This is a genomic window from Streptomyces sp. NBC_01352, from assembly GCF_036237295.1.
Taxonomy (GTDB): domain Bacteria; phylum Actinomycetota; class Actinomycetes; order Streptomycetales; family Streptomycetaceae; genus Streptomyces; species Streptomyces plumbiresistens.
This window is the reverse complement of record NZ_CP108354.1, coordinates 4,478,024-4,496,167: the sequence shown is the minus strand read 5'-3', so window position 1 is coordinate 4,496,167 and position 18,144 is coordinate 4,478,024. Positions and strand designations below refer to the sequence as shown.

Sequence of the window (18,144 nt, the reverse complement as noted above, 5' to 3'; positions counted from 1 at the left end):
TACGCGAGCCCGAACGGACCGCTGAACACGCGCGCGTGGACGAGTCGCCGGGAACTCCTCGGATTCGCCGCCGTCGGCCTCCTCGCCTACGCCGCCGACCTCGCCCTCTTCACCTACCTGCGCGGCCCGGCCGGTCTCGACCCGCTCACCGCCAAGGTGCTCTCCTTCGTCGTGGGCTGCTCGGTGGCGTACGCGGGCAACGCGCTGGGCACGTATCGGGACACCGGCCCGAGAGGAGCGCGCCCGTACGCCGTCTTCTTCGCGGTGAACCTCGCCGGCGCCGTCGTACAGCTCCTGTGCCTCGCCGTCAGTCACTACGGCCTCGGCCTCACCTCGCAGCGCGCGGACACCGTCTCCGGCGCCGGAATCGGCATGGCCCTGGCCACGATCCTGCGGTTTTGGGGCACCAGGACATTGGTCTTCCGAAGCGAGGGCAGAGTCGGATCATGGACTGGCTGAAAAAACTCCCCGGCGTCGGGCCGCTCGTCGCCCGGCTGACCGCCACGCACGCGTGGCGGTCGTACGAGCGGCTGGACCGGGTGAAGTGGACACGGCTGGCCGCCGCGATGACGTTCACCAGCTTCGTGGCGCTCTTCCCGCTGCTCACCGTCGTGGCCGCGGTCGCCGCGGCCACGCTCAGCAAGGAGCGGCAGGACACGCTGGAGGACAAGATCGCCGAGCAGGTGCCCGGCATCTCCGACCAGCTCAACATCGACGGCCTGGTGCAGAACGCGGGCACCGTCGGCCTCATCGCGGGCGCCGCCCTGCTGTTCACCGGCATCGGCTGGGCGGGCTCGATGCGCGAGTGCCTGCGGGCCGTGTGGGAGCTGCCCGACGACGAGGAGAACCCGGTCCTGCGCAAGGCCAAGGACCTCGGCATCCTCGTCGGCCTCGGCGGCGCCGTCCTCGTCACGCTCGCCACCTCCACCGTGGCCTCCGCGATGGTCGGCTGGATCACCGAGCAGCTGGGCATCGACAAGGAGGGCTGGGGCAGCGTCCTGCTGCAGATCGCCGCGTTCCTCGTCGCCGTGCTCGCGGACTTCCTGCTGCTCCTCTACGTCCTGACACTGCTTCCGGGAGTCGAGCCGAAGCGCCGCCGGCTGATCGTGGCGGCGCTGACCGGCGCGGTCGGCTTCGAGCTGCTGAAGCTGCTGCTCAGCGGCTATATGCAGGGCGTGGCCACGAAGAGCATGTACGGCGCGTTCGGCGTCCCCGTCGCCCTGCTGCTGTGGATCAACTTCACGGCGAAACTGGTCCTGTTCTGCGCGGCCTGGACGGCCACGCAGAGCAAGGAGGACGAACCTACGGGCGAGGCCGACGACGTACCAGATCCGGCAGCGGCCAACGGCGGTTGACCAGGAACGCGGCGCCCGCGAGCACCACCAGCAGCCCGCCGGTGATCGAGAGCGCGATGCCCATGCCGCCGGAGGCGGTCTCGGCGGTGGCGGACGCCACCGGCTTGGAAGAGGTCCCGGCGCCGCCCGCGTCGGTACCCCCGGCCTCCCCGGAGGCGTTCGCCCCCGGCTGGGCGCTGGCCTGCGCGGCGCTCTTCGGTGGCACCAGCTCACCCACCGGCTCCACCTTGCCGGCCGCCTTGAAGCCCCAGTCGAAGAGCTGGGCGGTCTCCTTGTAGACCTCGTTGCTCTCCTCCTTCTGCGGGTTCATGACGGTGACGAGCAGCACCTTGCCGCCCTGCTCGGCGACGCCGGTGAAGGTGGCGCCGGCGTTGGTGGTGTTGCCGTTCTTGACGCCCGCGATGCCCGGGTAGACGGACATGTCGGAGTCGCCGGTCAGCAGCCGGTTGGTGTTCTGGATCTCGAAGGACCCGCGGGTCGTCTTGCCCTTCTTCTTCGTCGTCTCGCCCGGGAACTTCGCGGAGACGGTCGAGCTGTACTCGCGGAAGTCCTTCTTCTGCAGCCCGGAACGGGCGATCAGGGTCAGGTCGTACGCGGAGGAGACCTGGCCGGGCGCGTCGTAGCCGTCGGGGCTGACCGCGTGCGTGTCGAGGGCCTGGAGCTCCTCGGCGTGCGCGTTCATCTCGGTGACGGTGTTGTCGATGCCGTCGTTCATCTGCGACAGCACGTGCACGGCGTCGTTGCCGGACCGCAGGAAGACGCCGAGCCACAGGTCGTGGACGGTGTACGTCTCGCCCTCCTTTATCCCGACCATGCTGGAGCCGGAACCGATGCCGGCCAGGTCGGAGGGGACGACCTTGTGCTTCTGGGTCTTCGCGAACTTCGGCAGCACCGTGTCCGCGAACAGCATCTTCAGGGTGCTCGCCGGGGGCAGCCGCCAGTGCGCGTTGTTGGCGGCCAGTACGTCCCCGGACTCGGCGTCGGCGACGATCCACGACCGCGCGCTCAGGCCCTTGGGCAGTACCGGCACCCCGCTCGCCAGATTGACCTGCGCCCCGGGCATGCCGAGGCGTTCGCCGCCGACGGTCGACATGTTCGCCGGGGGAGTGACCGACGGACTCGCCGACGGACTCGCGGACCTGCTCGGCGACGGGCTCGCGGACGTGCTCGGCGACGGGCTCGGCGCCGCCACCGAGACGGGCGCGGTCAACACGAGCGAGGACAGGGCGGACGACAGGACAACGGAAATGACCAGCAGGGATCGCCTGGCGGTCTTCTTGGGTGCGGGCACGGTCAGGAACGTACATGGCACAGGGCGTGATGTCCCGTCTCCCTCCCCACCCCGGCCAAGGAACCGGACACCCGGCGGCGATACTGGACGCATGAAGCTCAGCCGCCCCGTCTCCTGGTTCCTGCTCGCCTTCGGGGTGTGGAGCTGGGTCATCTGGGTCACTTTCGTCAAAAACCTGATCAAGGACAGCAGTGGGCTCGCGTTCGACGACGGTCACCCGACGGCGTACTTCTGGGTGCACCTGCTGCTCGCCGTCGTCTCCTTCGTATTGGGGACGGTCGTCGGGGGCATCGGGTTGCGCGGAGTGCGCGCATTGCGCCGGACGTCATAACCGACAGACCTGACAGCCCTGACAGCCCACAACGGGGGGACACGAGACCGTGGTCATACTCTTCGTACTGCTCGTCCTGGCCGTGCTGGTCACGGCCAACTGGTACCTGTGGAGACGCCTGTTCCGCGACACGACCCAGGCCCCCGGCCTGGTGCGCCGCGCGGGCGCGGTGCTGATCGCGGGCGGCTGGGTGCTCACCGTCACGGCCCTCGTCGCCGAGCGCACCGGCGCGCCCTTCTGGCTCCAGCGCGTCCTGGCCTGGCCGGGCTTCCTGTGGATGGCCCTGTCGATCTACCTGCTGCTGGCCGTGGTGGCGGGTGAGGTCGTACGACCGCTGCTGCGACGGTTCCTGGAACGGCGGGCGGGCGCCGAGACGGCCGTACGACAGCCGGAGCCCGAGCCGGTCCCGGCGGGAACGGCACCCACGCCGGACCACGACCCGGAACAGGATGCCGAGCCCCCGGCTGCCGAGCCCCCGGCCGCCGGCCCGCCGTCCCTCCCCTCCCGCCGCCTCTTCGTCTCCCGGGTCGTCGGGGGCACCGCCGCGGCGCTCGCCGTCGGGACCGTCGGCTACGGCACCTACGGCGTCCTGAACGGCCCCACCGTCAAGCGGGTCACCGTCCCGCTGGCCAAGCTCCCGCGCGCGGCGCACGGTTACCGGATCGCAGTGGTCAGCGACATCCACCTGAGCCCGGTGCTCGGGCGCGGTTTCGCCCAGAAGGTCGTCGACACGATCAACGGAACCCAGCCGGATCTGATCGCGGTCGTCGGCGACCTGGTCGACGGCAGCGTGAAGGACCTGGGCCCGGCCGCGGCACCGCTGGCCGGGCTGCGGGCGCGCCACGGGTCGTACTTCGTCACCGGCAACCACGAGTACTTCTCCGGCGCCGAGCAGTGGATCGAGGAGGTACGACGGCTGGGCCTGCGCCCGCTGGAGAACGCCCGTACCGAACTGGCGCACTTCGACCTCGCCGGCGTCAACGACGTGTCGGGCGAGGACGAGGGCCAGGGTCCCGACTTCGTCAAGGCGCTCGGCGACCGTGACACGGCACGCGCGTGCGTGCTGCTCGCCCACCAGCCGGTCCAGATCCACGACGCCGTCGAGCACGGCGTCGACCTCCAGCTCTCCGGCCACACCCACGGCGGCCAGCTCTGGCCGGGCAACCTCATCGCCTCGGCCGCGAACCCGACCCTCGCAGGCCTGGAGCGCTACGGTGACACGCAGTTGTACGTCAGCCGCGGCGCGGGCGCGTGGGGCCCGCCGACCCGGGTCGGCGCCGAATCGGACATCACGGTGATCGAACTGGCGTCGACGCAGGCCTGAACACCGCCGGCGGACAGGACCGGGTGAGGAGACTCCAGATGACCGGAACGCCCGTCCTGCGCCTCGCGCGCACCCGCCCGGTGTTGTTCGCGCTGTTCGAGACCGCCCTCACGGGATCCTGCGCCCTTGTCTGTTATGTCTTCGCGGGACTCCTCCACCTGGAGAACCAGGGTCGCGAGACCTGGGACCCCTCCCGGCCCCTCTTCCTGCTCGCGTACGCCGCGGTGCTCTCGCTGCCGTTCACGTGGGCGTTGCGCTGTGTCCCGGTCGCGCCGCTGCGGCGGATCGTGGACCGCGTGGTCCTGGCCCGCGCGGCCGCCTCGACCGCGGTGTGCGTCGGCGTGTTCGCCTGGGCGGTGGCCTACTGAGTCAAACTGTGCGGCCCCTGTGAAACGTCGCAGAAACGCCTTGCGGTAATGTCTTGTCCAACTCCCCAAATCCCTCTTCCCCCAGGTGAAACGCGTGTGGAAAGGTGATCCGCGCCGCTAGGGGAGTGGCGTACGCGCACGGCCCCGAGGGGCCTGGGGAGGGCCAACCGATGCGTTCGGTTCGCATGCGGATACTCGCGACGCTGCTGGTGCTGGCGGCCGCCGGAGTGGGTGCTTGGCAGTTGCTGCCGGCGCAGAACGACGACCGGACCATCACGGTCGGTACGACGGACGCCGTCACGTCGCTCGACCCGGCCGGCGCCTACGACGCCGGCTCCTGGGCGCTGTTCAGCAACGTCTTCCAGTCACTGCTGACCTTCGAGCCCGGCGGCGCCACGCCGGTACCGGACGCCGCCAAGAGCTGCGCGTTCGTCGGCAGCGGCCTGCGCACCTACCGTTGCGAACTGCGCGAGGGCCTCACCTTCCCGAGCGGCCGTGAGATGACCGCGGAGGACGTGAAGTACTCCTTCGAGCGGGTCAAGAAGATCAACTCCGAGGTCGGTCCCGCGTCCCTGCTGAGCACCCTCCGCTCGGTCAGCGCGAAGGGCCTCACCGTCACCTTCCGGCTCTCCTCGCCCGACGCCACCTTCCCGTTCAAGGTGGCCACGGGAGCCGGCTCGATCGTCGACCGCACCAAGTACCCGGCGAACGGCCTGCGCACCGGCACCGGCGCCGACGGCACCGGACCGTACGACCTGACCACGTATACGAAGGAGAAGAAGGCCGACCTCGCGCCCAACGAGCGCTACAAGGGCGCCCTCAAGGACACCGGCCGGCCCGTCGAACTGCGCTACTACGGCGATGCCGACAAGCTCGACGCCGCCTGGAAGGCCAAGCAGATCGACGTCGCCACCCGGCAGCTGCCGCCCGAGATCCTCTCCGGGCTGAACGCCAGCGACCCCGACCAGCGCGTGTCCGTGGCCGACAGCTCCGAGACCCGCAACCTGTACCTCAACACCCGCGCCGGTTCGCCGCTGCACGACACCCGCGTCCGGCAGGCCATGGCCTGGCTGATCGACCGCGAGCGGCTGGCCGCCACGGTGTACGACGGGACCGTCGACCCGCTCTACTCGCTGATCCCGACCGGCATCACCGGCCACACCACGTCGTTCTTCGACCTCTACCCCAAGCTGGACCCGGGCAAGGCGAAGCAACTGCTCACCGAGGCCGGCGTGAGCCTGCCCGTCCGCTTCACCTACGGCTATGCCACGGGCCGCGGCGCCGCCGCCGAGGAGGCCGCGGAACTCAAGCGGGAGCTGGAGGCGAGCGGCCTGTTCCAGGTGACCGTCAAGGGCTACGAGTGGACCGACTTCCAGAAGCGCTGGGTGTCCGGGAAGCTGGACGCGTACGCCGTCGGCTGGGTGGCCGACTACCCCGACCCGGACACCTTCGGCTCCCCGCTCGTCGGCTCCGGCGCCACCATGAACACCGGCTACCGCAGCAAGGCCGTCGACCAGCTGATTCAGGACAGCCAGAGGTACGCCGACCGCACCGAGGCCACCGAGGACTTCCGCGAACTGCAGCAGGCCGTCGCCCGTGATGTTCCGGTCATCCCGTTGTGGCAGGCCAAGGAGTACGTCGTCACCAGCGAGGCCGTGGGCGGCGGCCAGTACCTCTCGGACGGCACCGGCGGGTTCCGCCTCTGGCGTCTCACCTGGATCTGACGACTCCGAGGCCGGATCTGACGGCTTCGAAGCCGGATTGGGCGGATCTGACGCGATCTCGCGGTGGTGACCTTCGCCCAAGTGACGCCGGACGGCCACCCGACGCAGCACCATGTGAGGGAGGTGTGGGCGGGGTGAGGAGCAGACGTGCTGAGACGCAACTCCTTCCGGCTGCCCCGGCATCCGGCCTCCGTCGGTCTCGCCCGGCGCCGGGTCAGGGACCACCTGGCCGACTGGGGCCACGCCCCGGACGGCCGGGCGCTGGCCGACGCGGTGCTCCTCGTGTCCGAGCTGGCCACCAACGTCGTACGCCACGGCCCGCTCGTGGAGCGGGAGTTCGAGGTGGCGGTGACCGCCCTCGCCGACGGCTCCTGCCTGATCGAGGTCTCCGACGAGGGCCGGGTGGAGCCCCGGCTGCGCGTGGTGGGCGAGTGGGAGGAGACCGGCCGCGGCCTGCACATGGTGGAGCACATCGCCGCGGCCTGGGGGGTGTGGAGCAGGGGCCGGCACGGCAAGACGGTGTGGGCACTCGTGCCGGCCAACGCCTGAAGCGGGACGCGGGTCGGGACACCTGAAGGGCCGTGCTCGCGGGACACGGCGTTACGACCGTACGGCCCCCGCCGGCAGGGTGACCGTCACCGCCAGCCCCTCGCCCGGCGCCGTCCGCACCGCCACCTCACCCCCGTGCGCGTGCACCACGCCCTGCACGATCGCCATACCGAGCCCGCTGCCCGCGCCCCGGCCGGACCGGAAGAAGCGGTCGAAGACGCGTGCCGCGTCCTGCGGGCCGAGCCCCGGCCCCTTGTCCGCGACACACAGTCGTACGATCCCGTCCGCGCGCTCCACGCCGAGCCGCACCGGCACGTCGGCGGGTGTGTGCGTGCGCACGTTGCCCACCAGGTTGCCGAGCACCTGGCGCAGCCCGGACTCGTCGGCGTGCACCAGCAGGGAGCCGTCGGCGTCGACCGTGAGGGGCCGCTGCGGCTGCTGGACGCGCAGATCCTCGGCCGCGTCCCGGACCAGGCGGGTGAGGTCGACGTTGCGGAACCGGAGTTCGGGCCGCTGGTCGAGGCGGGCCAGGGTCAGCAGCTCGTCGACGAGGCGGCCCATGCGGTCGACCTCGCCGTTCATCCGGTCCCAGGCGCGCTTGCGCTGACCCGGATCGGTGAGCATGCCCTTTTCGTACAGCTGGAGATAGCCGCGTATCGCGGACAGCGGGGTGCGCAGCTCGTGCGAGGCGTCGCCGACGAAGCGGCGCAGCTGGGCCGCGCTGTGTTCGCGGGTGCGGTAAGCCGACTCGACCTGGTGGAGCATCGAGTTGAGGGCGACGCGCAGCTGTTCGACCTCCAGGGTGGCCTCGCGGCTGGAGGGGACGCGCCGGGTCAGATCGCCCTCGGCGATCGCCGACGAGGTCTCCACCATGTCCTCCAGCGGCCGCATCCGGCGCCGGACGCTGAACATCGTCAGACAGGCCAGCACCGCGAGCAGCAGCGTGCCGATGGCGAGATCGAACTTGACGGCCTTGGCGACGCCCTTGTGGAGGCCGTCGGTGGAGGTGGCGAGCAGGATGTAGGTGCCGTCGGCGAGCTGCGTCGCGGACGCCCGGTAGTCGGCGTCCTGCACGCGGATGTCGTGCGGATCCGGGTCCTCGATCAGGGCGCGAGGGTCGTCGACCGCCTTCGCGAAGGCGCGCTGGGCGTCGGTCGGCTCGAAGCCGAGGAGGCCGACGGGCTTGCCCCGCCCGTCCACGGCGGCGAAGAGCGAGTCCGGTCGTGGCTGGTCGTCCGACTGCTGCTGGACCAGCCGGTCGCGCACGAAACCCAGCACGCTCAGCGAGTCGATCTCCCGCAGGGTGAGCTGTGAACCGCCCAGGGAGTCCCGGGTCTTGGTGAGCTCCGCGTCGATCTGGTCGAGCAGGTAGTACCGCATGCCCATCACGCTCACGACGGTCGCCGCGACGATGCCGAGCGCGAGCAGCGCCACGTTCGCCAGCGTCAGCTTGGCGCGCAGGGAATGGATGCCGCGCTTCCGGCGGGATCGCGGGACGGGCCTGAGCAGCCTTGCGGGGAGCCTCATGCCAGCCCGTATCCCACACCACGCCGGGTGGTGATCACAGGCGGTCCCAGTGCGTCGAGTTTGCGCCGCAGATAGCTGATGTAGGTCTCGACGACGGTCGAGTCGGGCGGCGTGTGCTCGTACTGCCAGACGTGGCGCAGGAGTTGCTCCTTGGGCACGACCCGGCCGCCGTTGCGCACCAGGAAGCGCAGCAGGGCGTACTCGGTGGGGGTGAGCTCGACGGAGCGGCCCGCGCGGTGCACCGAGTACGTCGTCTCGTCCAGTTCCAGGTCGCCGTAGCGCAGCGGCGGGCGCTGCGGCAGGACGTCGGCCGGGCGGGTGCGGCGCAGCACCGCGGTGATCCGGGCGACGACCTCGTCGATGTTGAACGGCTTGGTGATGTAGTCGTCGCCGAAGCCGAGCGCGCCGACCACCTCCGCGGGCGCGTCGCGGGCGGTGAGGAAGACGAGCGCCAGATCGGGACGTCGGTCGCGCAGTTCGCGCGCCAGGGCCCGCCCGTCCCCGTCGGGCAGCATGACGTCGAGCAGCGCGGCGTCGGGCCTGGTCCGGTCGGCGAGCGTGAGCGCCTCGCGGACGGTGCCCGCCACCATCACCTCGAACCGGTGGTAGCGCAGCGCGATGGCGAGGACGTCCGCGATGCTCTCCTCGTCCTCCACGACCAGCACGGTGCCTGGAGCCGTCGTCATGCTCCCCAGTATCGGGGCGAGCACTGACAGTCGGGCCGGTTCGTGCTTTGGAGTTCCTTGAGAGTCCCGCCCGTTGCATGTCCACGCACGCGTGCCGCCGCCAATTCTGTTGGCCAGGACCTGGGGGACCGACCGGACTACGAGGGGGTTTTTGGCGTGGCGACACTGGCACGCTGGTGCTACCGGCACCGGCTGGTGGTCCTGTTGCTGTGGGTGGGAGCGCTGTTCGGCCTGGGCGCGGCGAGTTCGAGCGCGGGCACGAACTACGCGGAGGTCTTCTCTCTGCCCAACACGGACTCCAAGCGCGCGTACGACCTGATGGCGAAGGCCTTCCCGGAGCGCGCGGGTGACACCGACACGGTGGTGTGGAAGGTCGACGAGGGCTCCGTACGGGACGACTCCGTACGGTCCCGGATAGAACCCGCGCTGCGGGAGATCCGCGGCATGGAGGGGGTCGGCGAGGTCACCGATCCGTACGGTGAGCGGGGCGCCGCCCAGATCAGCGAGGACGGGCGGATCGCGTACGCCCAGGTCACCTTCGCCGCGCAGGCGGACGCCGTACCCAAGGACCTGGTCGAAGACGTCGTCGACACCGCGCAGGACGCCGGCGGCGACGGCCTCCAGGTCGAGCTGGGCGGCCAGGCCATCACACGCGTGCAGGAGCCGCCGACCGGCACCGCCGAGATCGTCGGCATCCTCGCGGCGGCCGTCGTGCTGTTCCTGGCCTTCGGCTCGTTCTTCGCGATGCTGCTGCCGATCCTGGTGGCGCTGTTCGGCGTGGGCACCGGACTGTTCGGGACGCAGCTCCTCAGCCACGTCACGAACGTGCCCGAACTGGCTTCCCTGCTCTCCACGCTGATCGGCCTGGGCGTCGGCATCGACTACGCCCTGTTCATCGTCACCCGGCACCGCAAGGGCATCCAACGCGGCCTGGACCCCGAGGAGGCGGCGGTCACCGCCCTCAACACCTCCGGGCGGGCCGTGCTGTTCGCGGGCGGCACGGTGTGCATCGCGCTCGCCGGGATGCTGGTGACGAACCTGCGCTTCCTGGACGGCGTGGTCATCGGCACCTCGCTCACCGTCGTCCTGAGCGTGCTCGCGGCCGTCACCCTGCTGCCCGCGATGCTCGGCCTCCTGGGCCACCGTGTGCTCAGCCGCCGCCAGCGGCGCCGACTGGCCGCCCAGGGCCCCGAGGAGGAGCGCACGAGCGGCCTCGCGGCCCGCTGGTCGGCCACCGTCGAGCGCCGCCCGCGCTCGGTCGCCGCCCTGGCCGTCGTCGTGATGGCCGTCCTCGCCCTGCCCCTGCTGTCCCTGCGTCTCGGCACGGTCGACCAGGGCAACGACGACGCGTCGACGACGACCAGGCAGGCGTACGACCTGCTCGCCGAGGGCTTCGGCCCCGGCTTCAACGGCCCGCTCCAGGTGGTCGTGAACGGCGACGCGGGGGACAGTCTGGTCGCGACCATCCGGGACACGGACGGCGTCGCCCAGGCCGTCTCGGCGCCTCCCGCGAACGGCGTCACCGTCATCCAGGTCGTCCCGACCACCTCACCACAGGCCGAGGAGACCGACCGCCTCATCGACACCCTGCGCGACCGGGTGATCCCGGAGGCGGGCGTCCAGGCCCACGTGGGCGGCGTGACAGCGGTCTCGAAGGACTTCGCCTCGGTCACGGCCGACCGGCTGCCGTACTTCATCGCGACGATCATCGGCCTCGGTTTCGTCCTGCTGCTGATCGCCTTCCGCTCCGTCGTGGTCCCCCTGACGGCCGCGCTGATGAACCTGATCGCGGCGGCGGCCTCCTTCGGCGTCCTGGTGGCGATCTTCCAGTGGGGCTGGGGTCTGAACCTGCTGGGCCTCGGCCAGGAGGGCCCGATCGCGGCCTTCCTGCCGATCATCATGCTGTCCCTGCTCTTCGGCCTCTCCATGGACTACCAGGTGTTCCTGGTCAGCCGGATGCACGAGGAGTGGGTGCACACGCGCGACAACGCGCGAGCGGTGCGGGTGGGGCTGGCGGAGACCAGCCGCGTCATCAACTCCGCCGCTCTGATCATGGTGTGCGTCTTCATGGCGTTCGTGCTCAGCGGCGACTACGGGGCGGCGATGGCCGGCGTCGGACTGGCCGCCGCGGTCGCCCTGGACGCGTTCATCCTGCGTACGGCCCTGGTGCCGGCCGCGATGCACCTGCTCGGCAACTCCAACTGGTGGCTGCCCGGGTGGCTGGACAAGCGGCTGCCGCATCTGGCGGTGGAACCGAAGGAGGAGGCGGCTTCTTCGGAAGCCCTTGCCGCAAAGGGCCCCGCCTCGGTCGTCCACGGCTTCGTCCGGACGGCGGACGGCGAACCGGTCCCGGAGGCGGCGGTGACGCTGCTGTCGGCGGGCGGACGTCAGCTGGACCGGGTGGTGTCCCTCGCGGACGGCTCGTACATCGTGTCGGTGCCGGGTCCGGGGACGTATCTGCTGGCGACGACGGCTCCGTCGTACGGGTCGCGGGCGCGGCAGGTGGAGGTCGGGGACGGGCCGCTGGTGTGTGACGTGGAGCTGGCCGAGGGCGAGGTGGACGCGGTCAACTAGCCTTCGACTGCCCGGCTTTGAGGATCTCGTCCACGTCGAGGCTGACCTTGGCGCCGATCGAGTCGGGCAGGGCGACGATCTCGCCGGGGGCGTGGACGCGGTGGTTGGCGTACGTGTTCCCGGCGGGTTCGGTCAGGACGTGGAGGCGCTGGTGCTGGCGGTCGACGATGACGTAGACGGGGATCTTTGCCTGGGCGTATGCGGTGACCTTGCCGCGGAGATCGTTCTGGTAGTTGCTGGATGTGACCTCCAGGACGAGACGGAAGGCGATCGGGTCGTAACAGTTGTTCTCGACGAGGTGATCTTCGATGTCACCATCGACGACTGCAAGGTCGGGGATCGCGTAGTCCTCGACACCGGCGGGGAGCCAAAGCCCGACTCCTTCGAGCACTTCCGTTTCGCCGCCATCCAGACCTGCGGCGTAGAAAGGTCGCCTCAACCTGGACAGAGCGCGGGCGTGAGCCACGTTGGGGGGCGGGGACACGATGAGCAGGCCTCCGATGATCTCGACGCGGTACCCCGGAAGGCGGTCCATGATTCGGTTCGCCTCCGCGATCTGCGGACGGTCGCCGTGGGGCCGCTCGACGGATGCTGCGGACATCACGTGCCTCCTGTGGGCCGGTATCGAGAGCATCATCGTAGGCAGGTCGGATACGAGGTGTCCCGTTCGATCCCTTTCACCCGATCGTGGATCACTCCGCCCGCCCTCTCGCCCCCGCCCCCGGATCCGGCATCATCTTCGTCATCCCCGGCAGGAAGTCCGTGAACAGCTCGTGCACCTCCCGCACCAGCGGCCGCAGCACCCGGAACCGGGCCAGTGACACGCCCCGCGCGGTGAGCCGCGCCCCCCGCTCGGCGAGCCGGTAACTCCGCTCGCGGCCCTCCGTGCGGTCGAAGATCCAATACAGCACGAGCCCCATCTGGGAGAGCCACATCAACTCGGGGAGGACGTCCCGCAGTTCCTCCGGCACCTTGGTCTTCGCCCCGGCGAGCACCTGCCGGTGGATGCTGATGGCCTCCACGCGCGCGTGCTCCGACTCGGGGGAGAAGGGGCTGAGCGGGCTGTCCGGATCGGCGGCGTTCTTGAAGAACTGCACCGCGAACTCGTGGTACGGGGTCGCGATGTCCAGCCACACCCTCAGGACGCCCGCGAGCCGCGCCTCCAGGTCGGTCTCCCGGGCCAGGACCTCCCGGACCGCCACCTGGTGCTCGGCGGCGATCCGGTCGTAGAAGCCCTGGATCAGGTGCTCCTTGCCCTCGAAGTAGTAGTACGCGTTGCCCACGGAGACCCCGGCCTCCTTGGCGATGGCCCGCATGGTCGTCTTGTCGTAGCCGCGCTCCTGGAACAGTCGCATCGCCGTCTCGAGGATGAGCGCGCGGGTCTGCTCGGACTTGCTCGGGTTACCGCCCTCATCGGGGCCGTCGTTGTTCGCAGGCACGGAACGGAGCCTAACGAGTGGCGCAGGTACCGCTGTCGCAGGCAGGGGGGCTGTACGTCCATCCCCGGGCGGAGTCGTACGCCCACCCGTCCGCGCGGTGGTACACCTTGCCGCTCCACTGGCCCGCGTTCGCCCGCTGTCCGTGCCACTGCGCCCCGCGCCACTTGGCCGCGGCGAGCACCGCGCCCTTGGCGAGCCTCGCCCCGGACGCCGTGCTCAGGCGGTGCGCGAGCGGCCGGTGCGCGCGCAGGGCCCACAGGGTGACGATCCAGGCGGCGGCGCCGCGGTAGACCTGGCCCGCGTCCCCCACGACGGTGATCTCGTCCAGGGTGGCCCGGTGGTCGAGCCCGGGAAAGCGCCGCCGGGCCTCGTCCGACCCGGCGGGGACCAGTTCCAGCGGCACCAGCTGCGGCTGCCGTACGAGCCAGTCGCGCAGGAAGGCGCACAGGGAGCACTCGGCGTCGTACAGGACGGTGAGCCGGCGGACCGGGACACGCGTGGTGCCCCGGTCCTCGGCGGGCGTCGCGGTGCTCATGCCCGGACCCAGTCCTGCGGTGCGACCGGCGGCACCTGCTCCCGCTCCATGACGCTCCGCCGCCGGATCCGGTTGAGCACGTACACGTTGCCCAGGTGCATGACGCCGAGCACCAGCAGCACCACGCCCAGCTTGGTCGACAGGGCCTCGAAGATCTGGCGGGTGTCCTGGATGGTCTCGTCGCCGCTCAGGTAGAGCGCGACGAAGCCGAGGTTGACGAGGTAGAAGCCGACCACCAGGAGGTGGTTGACGGCGTCGGCGAGGCTCTCGTTGCCGCGCAGCACGTCGGCGAGGAAGACGCGTCCGTTGCGGCTGAGCGTGCGGGCCACCCAGACGGTCAGCCCGATGCTGACCAGCAGGTAGATGACGTAGGCGATGACGGTGCGGTCCATGCCCCACCCCTTCTTGAACGCGTTCAAAACGCTGACGGGAAAGACTGTAGTCCCGTATTTGAACGTGTTCAACTCCCTTGTCGGGGAGGGGTCATGGGATCTGCGTCACGCCCTGCGCGCGAGCGCCGGCCGCTTGCTGTAGTCCGTGAACCCGATGACGTTCCCCCACGGATCGGCGATCTCGACGGTCCAGCCGGTGGCGATCGAGAGGGGCTCGTCGAGCGGGGTGATGCCCGCGGCGGCCAGTTCCTTGGCGGCGCGGCGCGCGTCCGGTACCTCCAGCCACGCGCGCGTGCAGGGCCAGGGGGGCGGACGGTGGCCGAAACCGTCCTCCTCTTTGAGCAGGATCCCGGGCGTCTCACCCCCGACCTTGAGCAGCGCGATCCCGCCCTCGTCGAACCGGAACCCCACCGTGAACCCGGCGCGCTCGTAGAACCCGACGGCCTCCGCGAGGTCCCCGACGGGCAGGAGGAGGTTGTCGAAACCGAGCAGTTCGTACGACTCGTCATCTGACATGCCATCAGATTAGGTGCGGAGGCGCCTCTGACCGGGCGGGCTGACCGCGGGGTCACTCATTGGGCCCAGACGCCGCCCCTTCCGCCGCTACGCTGAGGCGTCGTCAGGGCCGAGGCGCGGGGGCGTGGATGGTTGCAGCGGGGGGCGTGAATGGTTCCAGGGGTCAAGGTCTTCTTCGCGGAGGTGCGTGAGACCTGTGCCGGCGTCGCGGAGAGACTGGGTCTCGAGGGTCCGGGCGAACGGGAGTCGGGCCTGCCCGTCGCCGTCGCGACCTACACCGGTTCCGGCGTGAAGTACGAGGTCGTCCTGGGGCTGTGGGACGGCTACGTCGAGATCCACGCGTGCCGCGAGACGTCCTCCACCCTGTGCAAGGTGAGCGTCGAGAAGCTGGCGGTCGCCGCGGGCGCCGTCGAGAAGCCCGGCGGTGTCTCGTTCAGCGCCCGCAGCCTCAGGCAGATGCGGAAGTCCCTGGCCGGCCAGCTCCGTTACGTCGAACTCGTGCATCCGCTGGTGACCGAAGACGCGGCGGCGGCGGTGGAGCTGATGCGCAGGGCGGATGCGCGGGAGTGGAGCAAGCCCCTTCCGAAGTGACCGGTGCATGCCGTGTCCGGGGGCGTTGTCAGTGGTGCCTCGTACTGTCGGCGGCATGGGAATCGTGACGTTCGTCGACGAGACGACAAGCGGGAGCCGCACTGACGGCTGGGGGCTCGAGATCGCCGAGGAGCGGCTCACCGTGCGCGAGTTGATCCGGCGGCGGGTGTTCCAGGAGGTCGCCGAGTTCAACGCGCGTACGCCGGGGGTGTTCCAGGGGCTGGTGCGGCCCGAGGACGCCGAGCGGGTGTTGAACGGGTACGCGCTGCGGACGCCGCGGCGGATAGACCCCGAGGCGCAGACCGAGCTGGCGCTGAAGGCCTTCGCCGGCAACGGCTTCCTCGTGCTGGTCGGAGACCGCCAGGTCACGGACCCGGACGAACAGATCGAGCTGGCGCTCGGCACCGAGGTCACGTTCCTGAAGCTCGTCCCCCTGGTGGGTGGCTGATGCACAGCTCTCGCGTGCGTCTGCTGCGCCGGCACATCGCCGCCCAAGACATGGACCGGGTCGCCGACGAGGCGATGAAGGCGCTGGTCGACAACCAGGCCTACTGGACCGGAGGCTGGGAAGAGGTGCTCGGCGAGCTTCGGGAGCTGCCCGCCGAGCGGCGCCGCGAGCTGGTGCACGCGGTGGCCGAGCGCTTCCCGTCGGTCGGTGACGAGACGGAGAGCCGGTGCAACGCCCTGACCTTGTACGCCCTCGCCGCCGACGGACTGGACGACGATCCCCTGGCGGCCGAGCGTCGCAAGACCCTCGACGACCTGGGCCGGCAGTACTCTCTGTGGTCCGCGACGCTCTTCGATCTCCTGGCCGAGGCGGAGTGGGCCGCCGGCCGGGCGCTGTCTCCCGCCGTCGTGGCCGTCGTCCGCCGCTCCGCCCAGGACAGATACTGCCTGGACGAACTGGTCTCCCTGGCGAAGAAGCTGACCGAGCCCGTCCTCAACGTGGGTGAGGCGTGGGCCGAGCAGGCCATGCGGGACACCGCCGATGCCGACGGGCAGGCCCTGCTCGCCCATGCCGCCACCGCCACCGCGTCCAAACCCACAGCCAGGTGGGACAAGCGGGCCGCCGCCCTCGTCGACACCCTCGGCCCCGACCGCGTCCGCGAGACCGTGCTGTCCTGGCTGACCCTCGTCGGCCGCCCCCGCACCCTCCCGCTGGACCTGCGGGCGTACGAGGCGAACCTCAACAACGCCTACGACCCCTACAACGCCAACGCCCTGCGCGGCCTGGCGTGGCTGCTCTCCGTCCTGCCCCCGCACCCCGACACGCCCCGTGCCCTCGGTGCCCTCGTCGAGACCTCGCTGAAGAAGGTCGCCGGGCTCGGCCCGCGCAACCCCAAGGTCGCCAACGCCGGTGTCATCGCGCTCGCCCGCATCGACAGCGAGCCCGCCCTCGCAGAACTCGCCCGCCTGGCCACCCGGGTGACGTACAAGAACACCGCCAAGCTCCTCGACTCGGCCCTGGAGGAACGGGCCGTCGCGCTGGGCCTCGGCCGCGAGGAGATCGAGGAACTGGCCGTACCGGCCTACGGGCTCACCGAGGTCGGCCGCGCCGAGTACCGGCTGGGAGAGGCCACCGCCCTGCTCGAAGTGCACGGCTCCAAAGCCCTGTTGACCTGGCGCAACACCACCGGCAAGGCGGTCAAAAGCGTGCCCGCGTCCGTCCGGCGCGACCACCCGGACGAGCTCACGGAACTCAAGGCCGCCGTCAAGGACGTCGACAAGATGCTCTCGGCCCAGACCGAGCGCCTGGACCGCCAGTTCCTGGCCCGCCGGACGTGGCCGTACGCCACCTGGCGCGAGCGCTACCTCGACCATCCCCTGGTCGGCACCCTGGCCCGCCGTCTCCTGTGGACCGTGGACGGCGTCACGGTCGGCCACGCCGACGGCGAACTGCGCACCCTCACCGACGACCCGGTCCGCACCGGCCACGAGGTCCGGCTCTGGCACCCCGTCGGGCACGAACCCGCCGAGATCGTCGCCTGGCGCGACTGGCTGGAACGCCACGAGATCACCCAGCCGTTCAAGCAGGCTCACCGCGAGGTGTACCTCCTCACGGACGCCGAGCGCTCCACAGCCACCTACTCGAACCGCTTCGCGGCCCACTTCCTCCGCCAGCACCAGTTCCACTCCCTGGCGGCGGTCCGCGGCTGGCGCAACAAACTCCGCCTGTGCGTCGACGACGAGGCACCACCGGCCACCCGCGAACTACCGCAGTGGGGCCTGCGCGCCGAGTACTGGATCGAGGGCGACGGCGAGGAGTACGGCATCGACACCACCGACTCCGGCAGCTACCTCCGCCTGCGCACCGACCAGGTCCGGTTCTACCCGATCGACGCCCCGCACAACTCTGCGCACTGCTACGGCGGCGAGTACGGCATGTGGCTGCGCGACGGGTCGGACCCGGTGGACCCGCTGCCCCTGGATACGATCCCACCCCTGGTCCTCTCCGAAGTCCTGCGCGACGTCGACCTCTTCGTCGGCGTGGCCAGCGTCGGCAACGACCCGACCTGGCAGGACGGCGGCCCCGACGGCCGCTTCCGCGAGTACTGGACGTCGTACGGCTTCGGCGACCTCAACCAGAGCGCCCAGACCCGCCGACTCCTCCTCGACCGCCTCGTCCCCCGCCTGGCGATAGCCGACCGCTGCACCCTGGAGGGCCGCTTCCTCCACGTGAAGGGCGAACGCCACACCTACAAGATCCACCTCGGCTCGGGCAACATCCTCATGACCCCGGACGACCGCTACCTGTGCATCGTCCCGAAGTCCAACGGGGGTTCACCGCAGGGCGGGTACCTGCCGTACGAGGGGGACCGGATGCTGGCGGTCATCCTCAGCAAGGCGATGATGCTGGCCGACGACACGGAGATCACGGATCCGACGATCCTGAGTCAGCTGTAGGGAAGCCGAGATCCCCAAGCCCCCATACTGAAGAGCGC

Annotated in this window: 19 protein-coding genes; 11 read left to right on the top strand and 8 right to left on the bottom strand. The window is 70.6% G+C overall.

Annotation, left to right across the window (positions count from 1 at the left end; genetic code table 11):
- Positions 1–21: 21 nt before the first annotated feature.
- Together OG252_RS20775 and OG252_RS20770 are read left to right on the top strand one after the other, a co-directional pair.
- On the top strand, positions 22–459 hold the full coding sequence (locus tag OG252_RS20775; RefSeq protein ID WP_443068499.1) for a GtrA family protein: 438 nt from the start codon (positions 22–24) through the stop codon (positions 457–459).
- Positions 447–1,355, top strand: a complete 909-nt coding sequence (locus tag OG252_RS20770) for a YihY/virulence factor BrkB family protein (protein WP_266434723.1) — start codon at positions 447–449, stop codon at positions 1,353–1,355. Before OG252_RS20775 ends, OG252_RS20770 begins: the two co-directional genes overlap by 13 nt.
- Here OG252_RS20770 and OG252_RS20765 read toward each other — a convergent pair.
- Entirely contained in the window at positions 1,303–2,646 is a 1,344-nt protein-coding gene (locus OG252_RS20765; RefSeq protein ID WP_329337834.1) for a D-alanyl-D-alanine carboxypeptidase family protein, read from the bottom strand. The two genes, OG252_RS20770 and OG252_RS20765, sit on opposite strands and share 53 nt — an antisense overlap.
- A 91-nt stretch (positions 2,647–2,737) precedes the next feature.
- Between OG252_RS20765 and OG252_RS20760 the strand changes: the two genes are divergently transcribed.
- From OG252_RS20760 to OG252_RS20740, 5 genes are all read left to right on the top strand, one after another.
- Positions 2,738–2,977, top strand: coding sequence for an SCO4848 family membrane protein (locus OG252_RS20760; RefSeq protein WP_030043237.1), 240 nt, complete (start codon positions 2,738–2,740; stop codon positions 2,975–2,977).
- A gap of 49 nt (positions 2,978–3,026) precedes the next feature.
- On the top strand, positions 3,027–4,301 hold the full coding sequence (locus OG252_RS20755) for a metallophosphoesterase (protein WP_266434716.1): 1,275 nt from the start codon (positions 3,027–3,029) through the stop codon (positions 4,299–4,301).
- A gap of 38 nt (positions 4,302–4,339) precedes the next feature.
- Positions 4,340–4,669 carry a hypothetical protein gene (locus OG252_RS20750; protein ID WP_266434714.1) on the top strand — a complete coding sequence of 110 codons (330 nt, stop codon included), beginning with the start codon at positions 4,340–4,342 and terminating at the stop codon, positions 4,667–4,669.
- Between the two features lie 170 nt (positions 4,670–4,839).
- Positions 4,840–6,393: an ABC transporter substrate-binding protein gene (locus tag OG252_RS20745; protein ID WP_329337831.1), complete on the top strand. Its 1,554-nt coding sequence runs from the start codon at positions 4,840–4,842 to the stop codon at positions 6,391–6,393.
- Positions 6,394–6,540: 147 nt separating this feature from the next.
- Positions 6,541–6,942: an ATP-binding protein gene (locus OG252_RS20740; protein ID WP_266434710.1), complete on the top strand. Its 402-nt coding sequence runs from the start codon at positions 6,541–6,543 to the stop codon at positions 6,940–6,942.
- Positions 6,943–6,993: 51 nt separating this feature from the next.
- Here the strand turns inward: OG252_RS20740 and OG252_RS20735 are convergent, their stop codons facing one another.
- On the bottom strand, positions 6,994–8,469 hold the full coding sequence (locus OG252_RS20735) for a sensor histidine kinase (protein WP_266434708.1): 1,476 nt from the start codon (positions 8,467–8,469) through the stop codon (positions 6,994–6,996).
- On the bottom strand, positions 8,466–9,155 hold the full coding sequence (locus OG252_RS20730) for a response regulator transcription factor (protein ID WP_266434706.1): 690 nt from the start codon (positions 9,153–9,155) through the stop codon (positions 8,466–8,468). The genes OG252_RS20735 and OG252_RS20730 overlap by 4 nt, the downstream gene beginning before the upstream one ends.
- Positions 9,156–9,320: 165 nt before the next feature.
- On the opposite strand from OG252_RS20730, the gene OG252_RS20725 reads away from it, so the two are divergent.
- Positions 9,321–11,729 carry an MMPL family transporter gene (locus tag OG252_RS20725; RefSeq protein WP_329345172.1) on the top strand — a complete coding sequence of 803 codons (2,409 nt, stop codon included), beginning with the start codon at positions 9,321–9,323 and terminating at the stop codon, positions 11,727–11,729.
- Here OG252_RS20725 and OG252_RS20720 read toward each other — a convergent pair.
- The 5 genes from OG252_RS20720 to OG252_RS20700 all read right to left on the bottom strand — a co-directional run bounded on the left by OG252_RS20720 (position 11,722) and on the right by OG252_RS20700 (position 14,611).
- The gene (locus tag OG252_RS20720; protein ID WP_266434704.1) at positions 11,722–12,330 is read right to left on the bottom strand and encodes a Uma2 family endonuclease; all 609 of its coding nucleotides are present in this window, start codon (positions 12,328–12,330) and stop codon (positions 11,722–11,724) included. The genes OG252_RS20725 and OG252_RS20720 overlap by 8 nt on opposite strands.
- 91 nt (positions 12,331–12,421) lie before the next feature.
- Positions 12,422–13,168 (bottom strand): TetR/AcrR family transcriptional regulator, encoded by a 747-nt coding sequence (locus tag OG252_RS20715; protein WP_266434701.1) that lies wholly within the window; start codon positions 13,166–13,168, stop codon positions 12,422–12,424.
- Between the two features lie 10 nt (positions 13,169–13,178).
- Positions 13,179–13,703, bottom strand: coding sequence for a thiol-disulfide oxidoreductase DCC family protein (locus OG252_RS20710; protein ID WP_266434699.1), 525 nt, complete (start codon positions 13,701–13,703; stop codon positions 13,179–13,181).
- Positions 13,700–14,095, bottom strand: coding sequence for a hypothetical protein (locus OG252_RS20705; RefSeq protein ID WP_266434697.1), 396 nt, complete (start codon positions 14,093–14,095; stop codon positions 13,700–13,702). The genes OG252_RS20710 and OG252_RS20705 overlap by 4 nt, the downstream gene beginning before the upstream one ends.
- Positions 14,096–14,200: 105 nt before the next feature.
- On the bottom strand, positions 14,201–14,611 hold the full coding sequence (locus OG252_RS20700) for a VOC family protein (RefSeq protein ID WP_329337826.1): 411 nt from the start codon (positions 14,609–14,611) through the stop codon (positions 14,201–14,203).
- 150 nt (positions 14,612–14,761) lie between these two features.
- Between OG252_RS20700 and OG252_RS20695 the strand changes: the two genes are divergently transcribed.
- Genes OG252_RS20695 through OG252_RS20685 form a run of 3 tightly spaced genes read left to right on the top strand, consistent with a single transcriptional unit; the run spans position 14,762 to position 18,106 of the window.
- Positions 14,762–15,202, top strand: a complete 441-nt coding sequence (locus OG252_RS20695) for a hypothetical protein (protein ID WP_266434695.1) — start codon at positions 14,762–14,764, stop codon at positions 15,200–15,202.
- Positions 15,203–15,257: 55 nt separating this feature from the next.
- Positions 15,258–15,650 (top strand): hypothetical protein, encoded by a 393-nt coding sequence (locus OG252_RS20690; RefSeq protein ID WP_266434693.1) that lies wholly within the window; start codon positions 15,258–15,260, stop codon positions 15,648–15,650.
- On the top strand, positions 15,650–18,106 hold the full coding sequence (locus OG252_RS20685) for a DUF4132 domain-containing protein (protein ID WP_329337823.1): 2,457 nt from the start codon (positions 15,650–15,652) through the stop codon (positions 18,104–18,106). The genes OG252_RS20690 and OG252_RS20685 overlap by 1 nt, the downstream gene beginning before the upstream one ends.
- Positions 18,107–18,144: the final 38 nt, after the last annotated feature.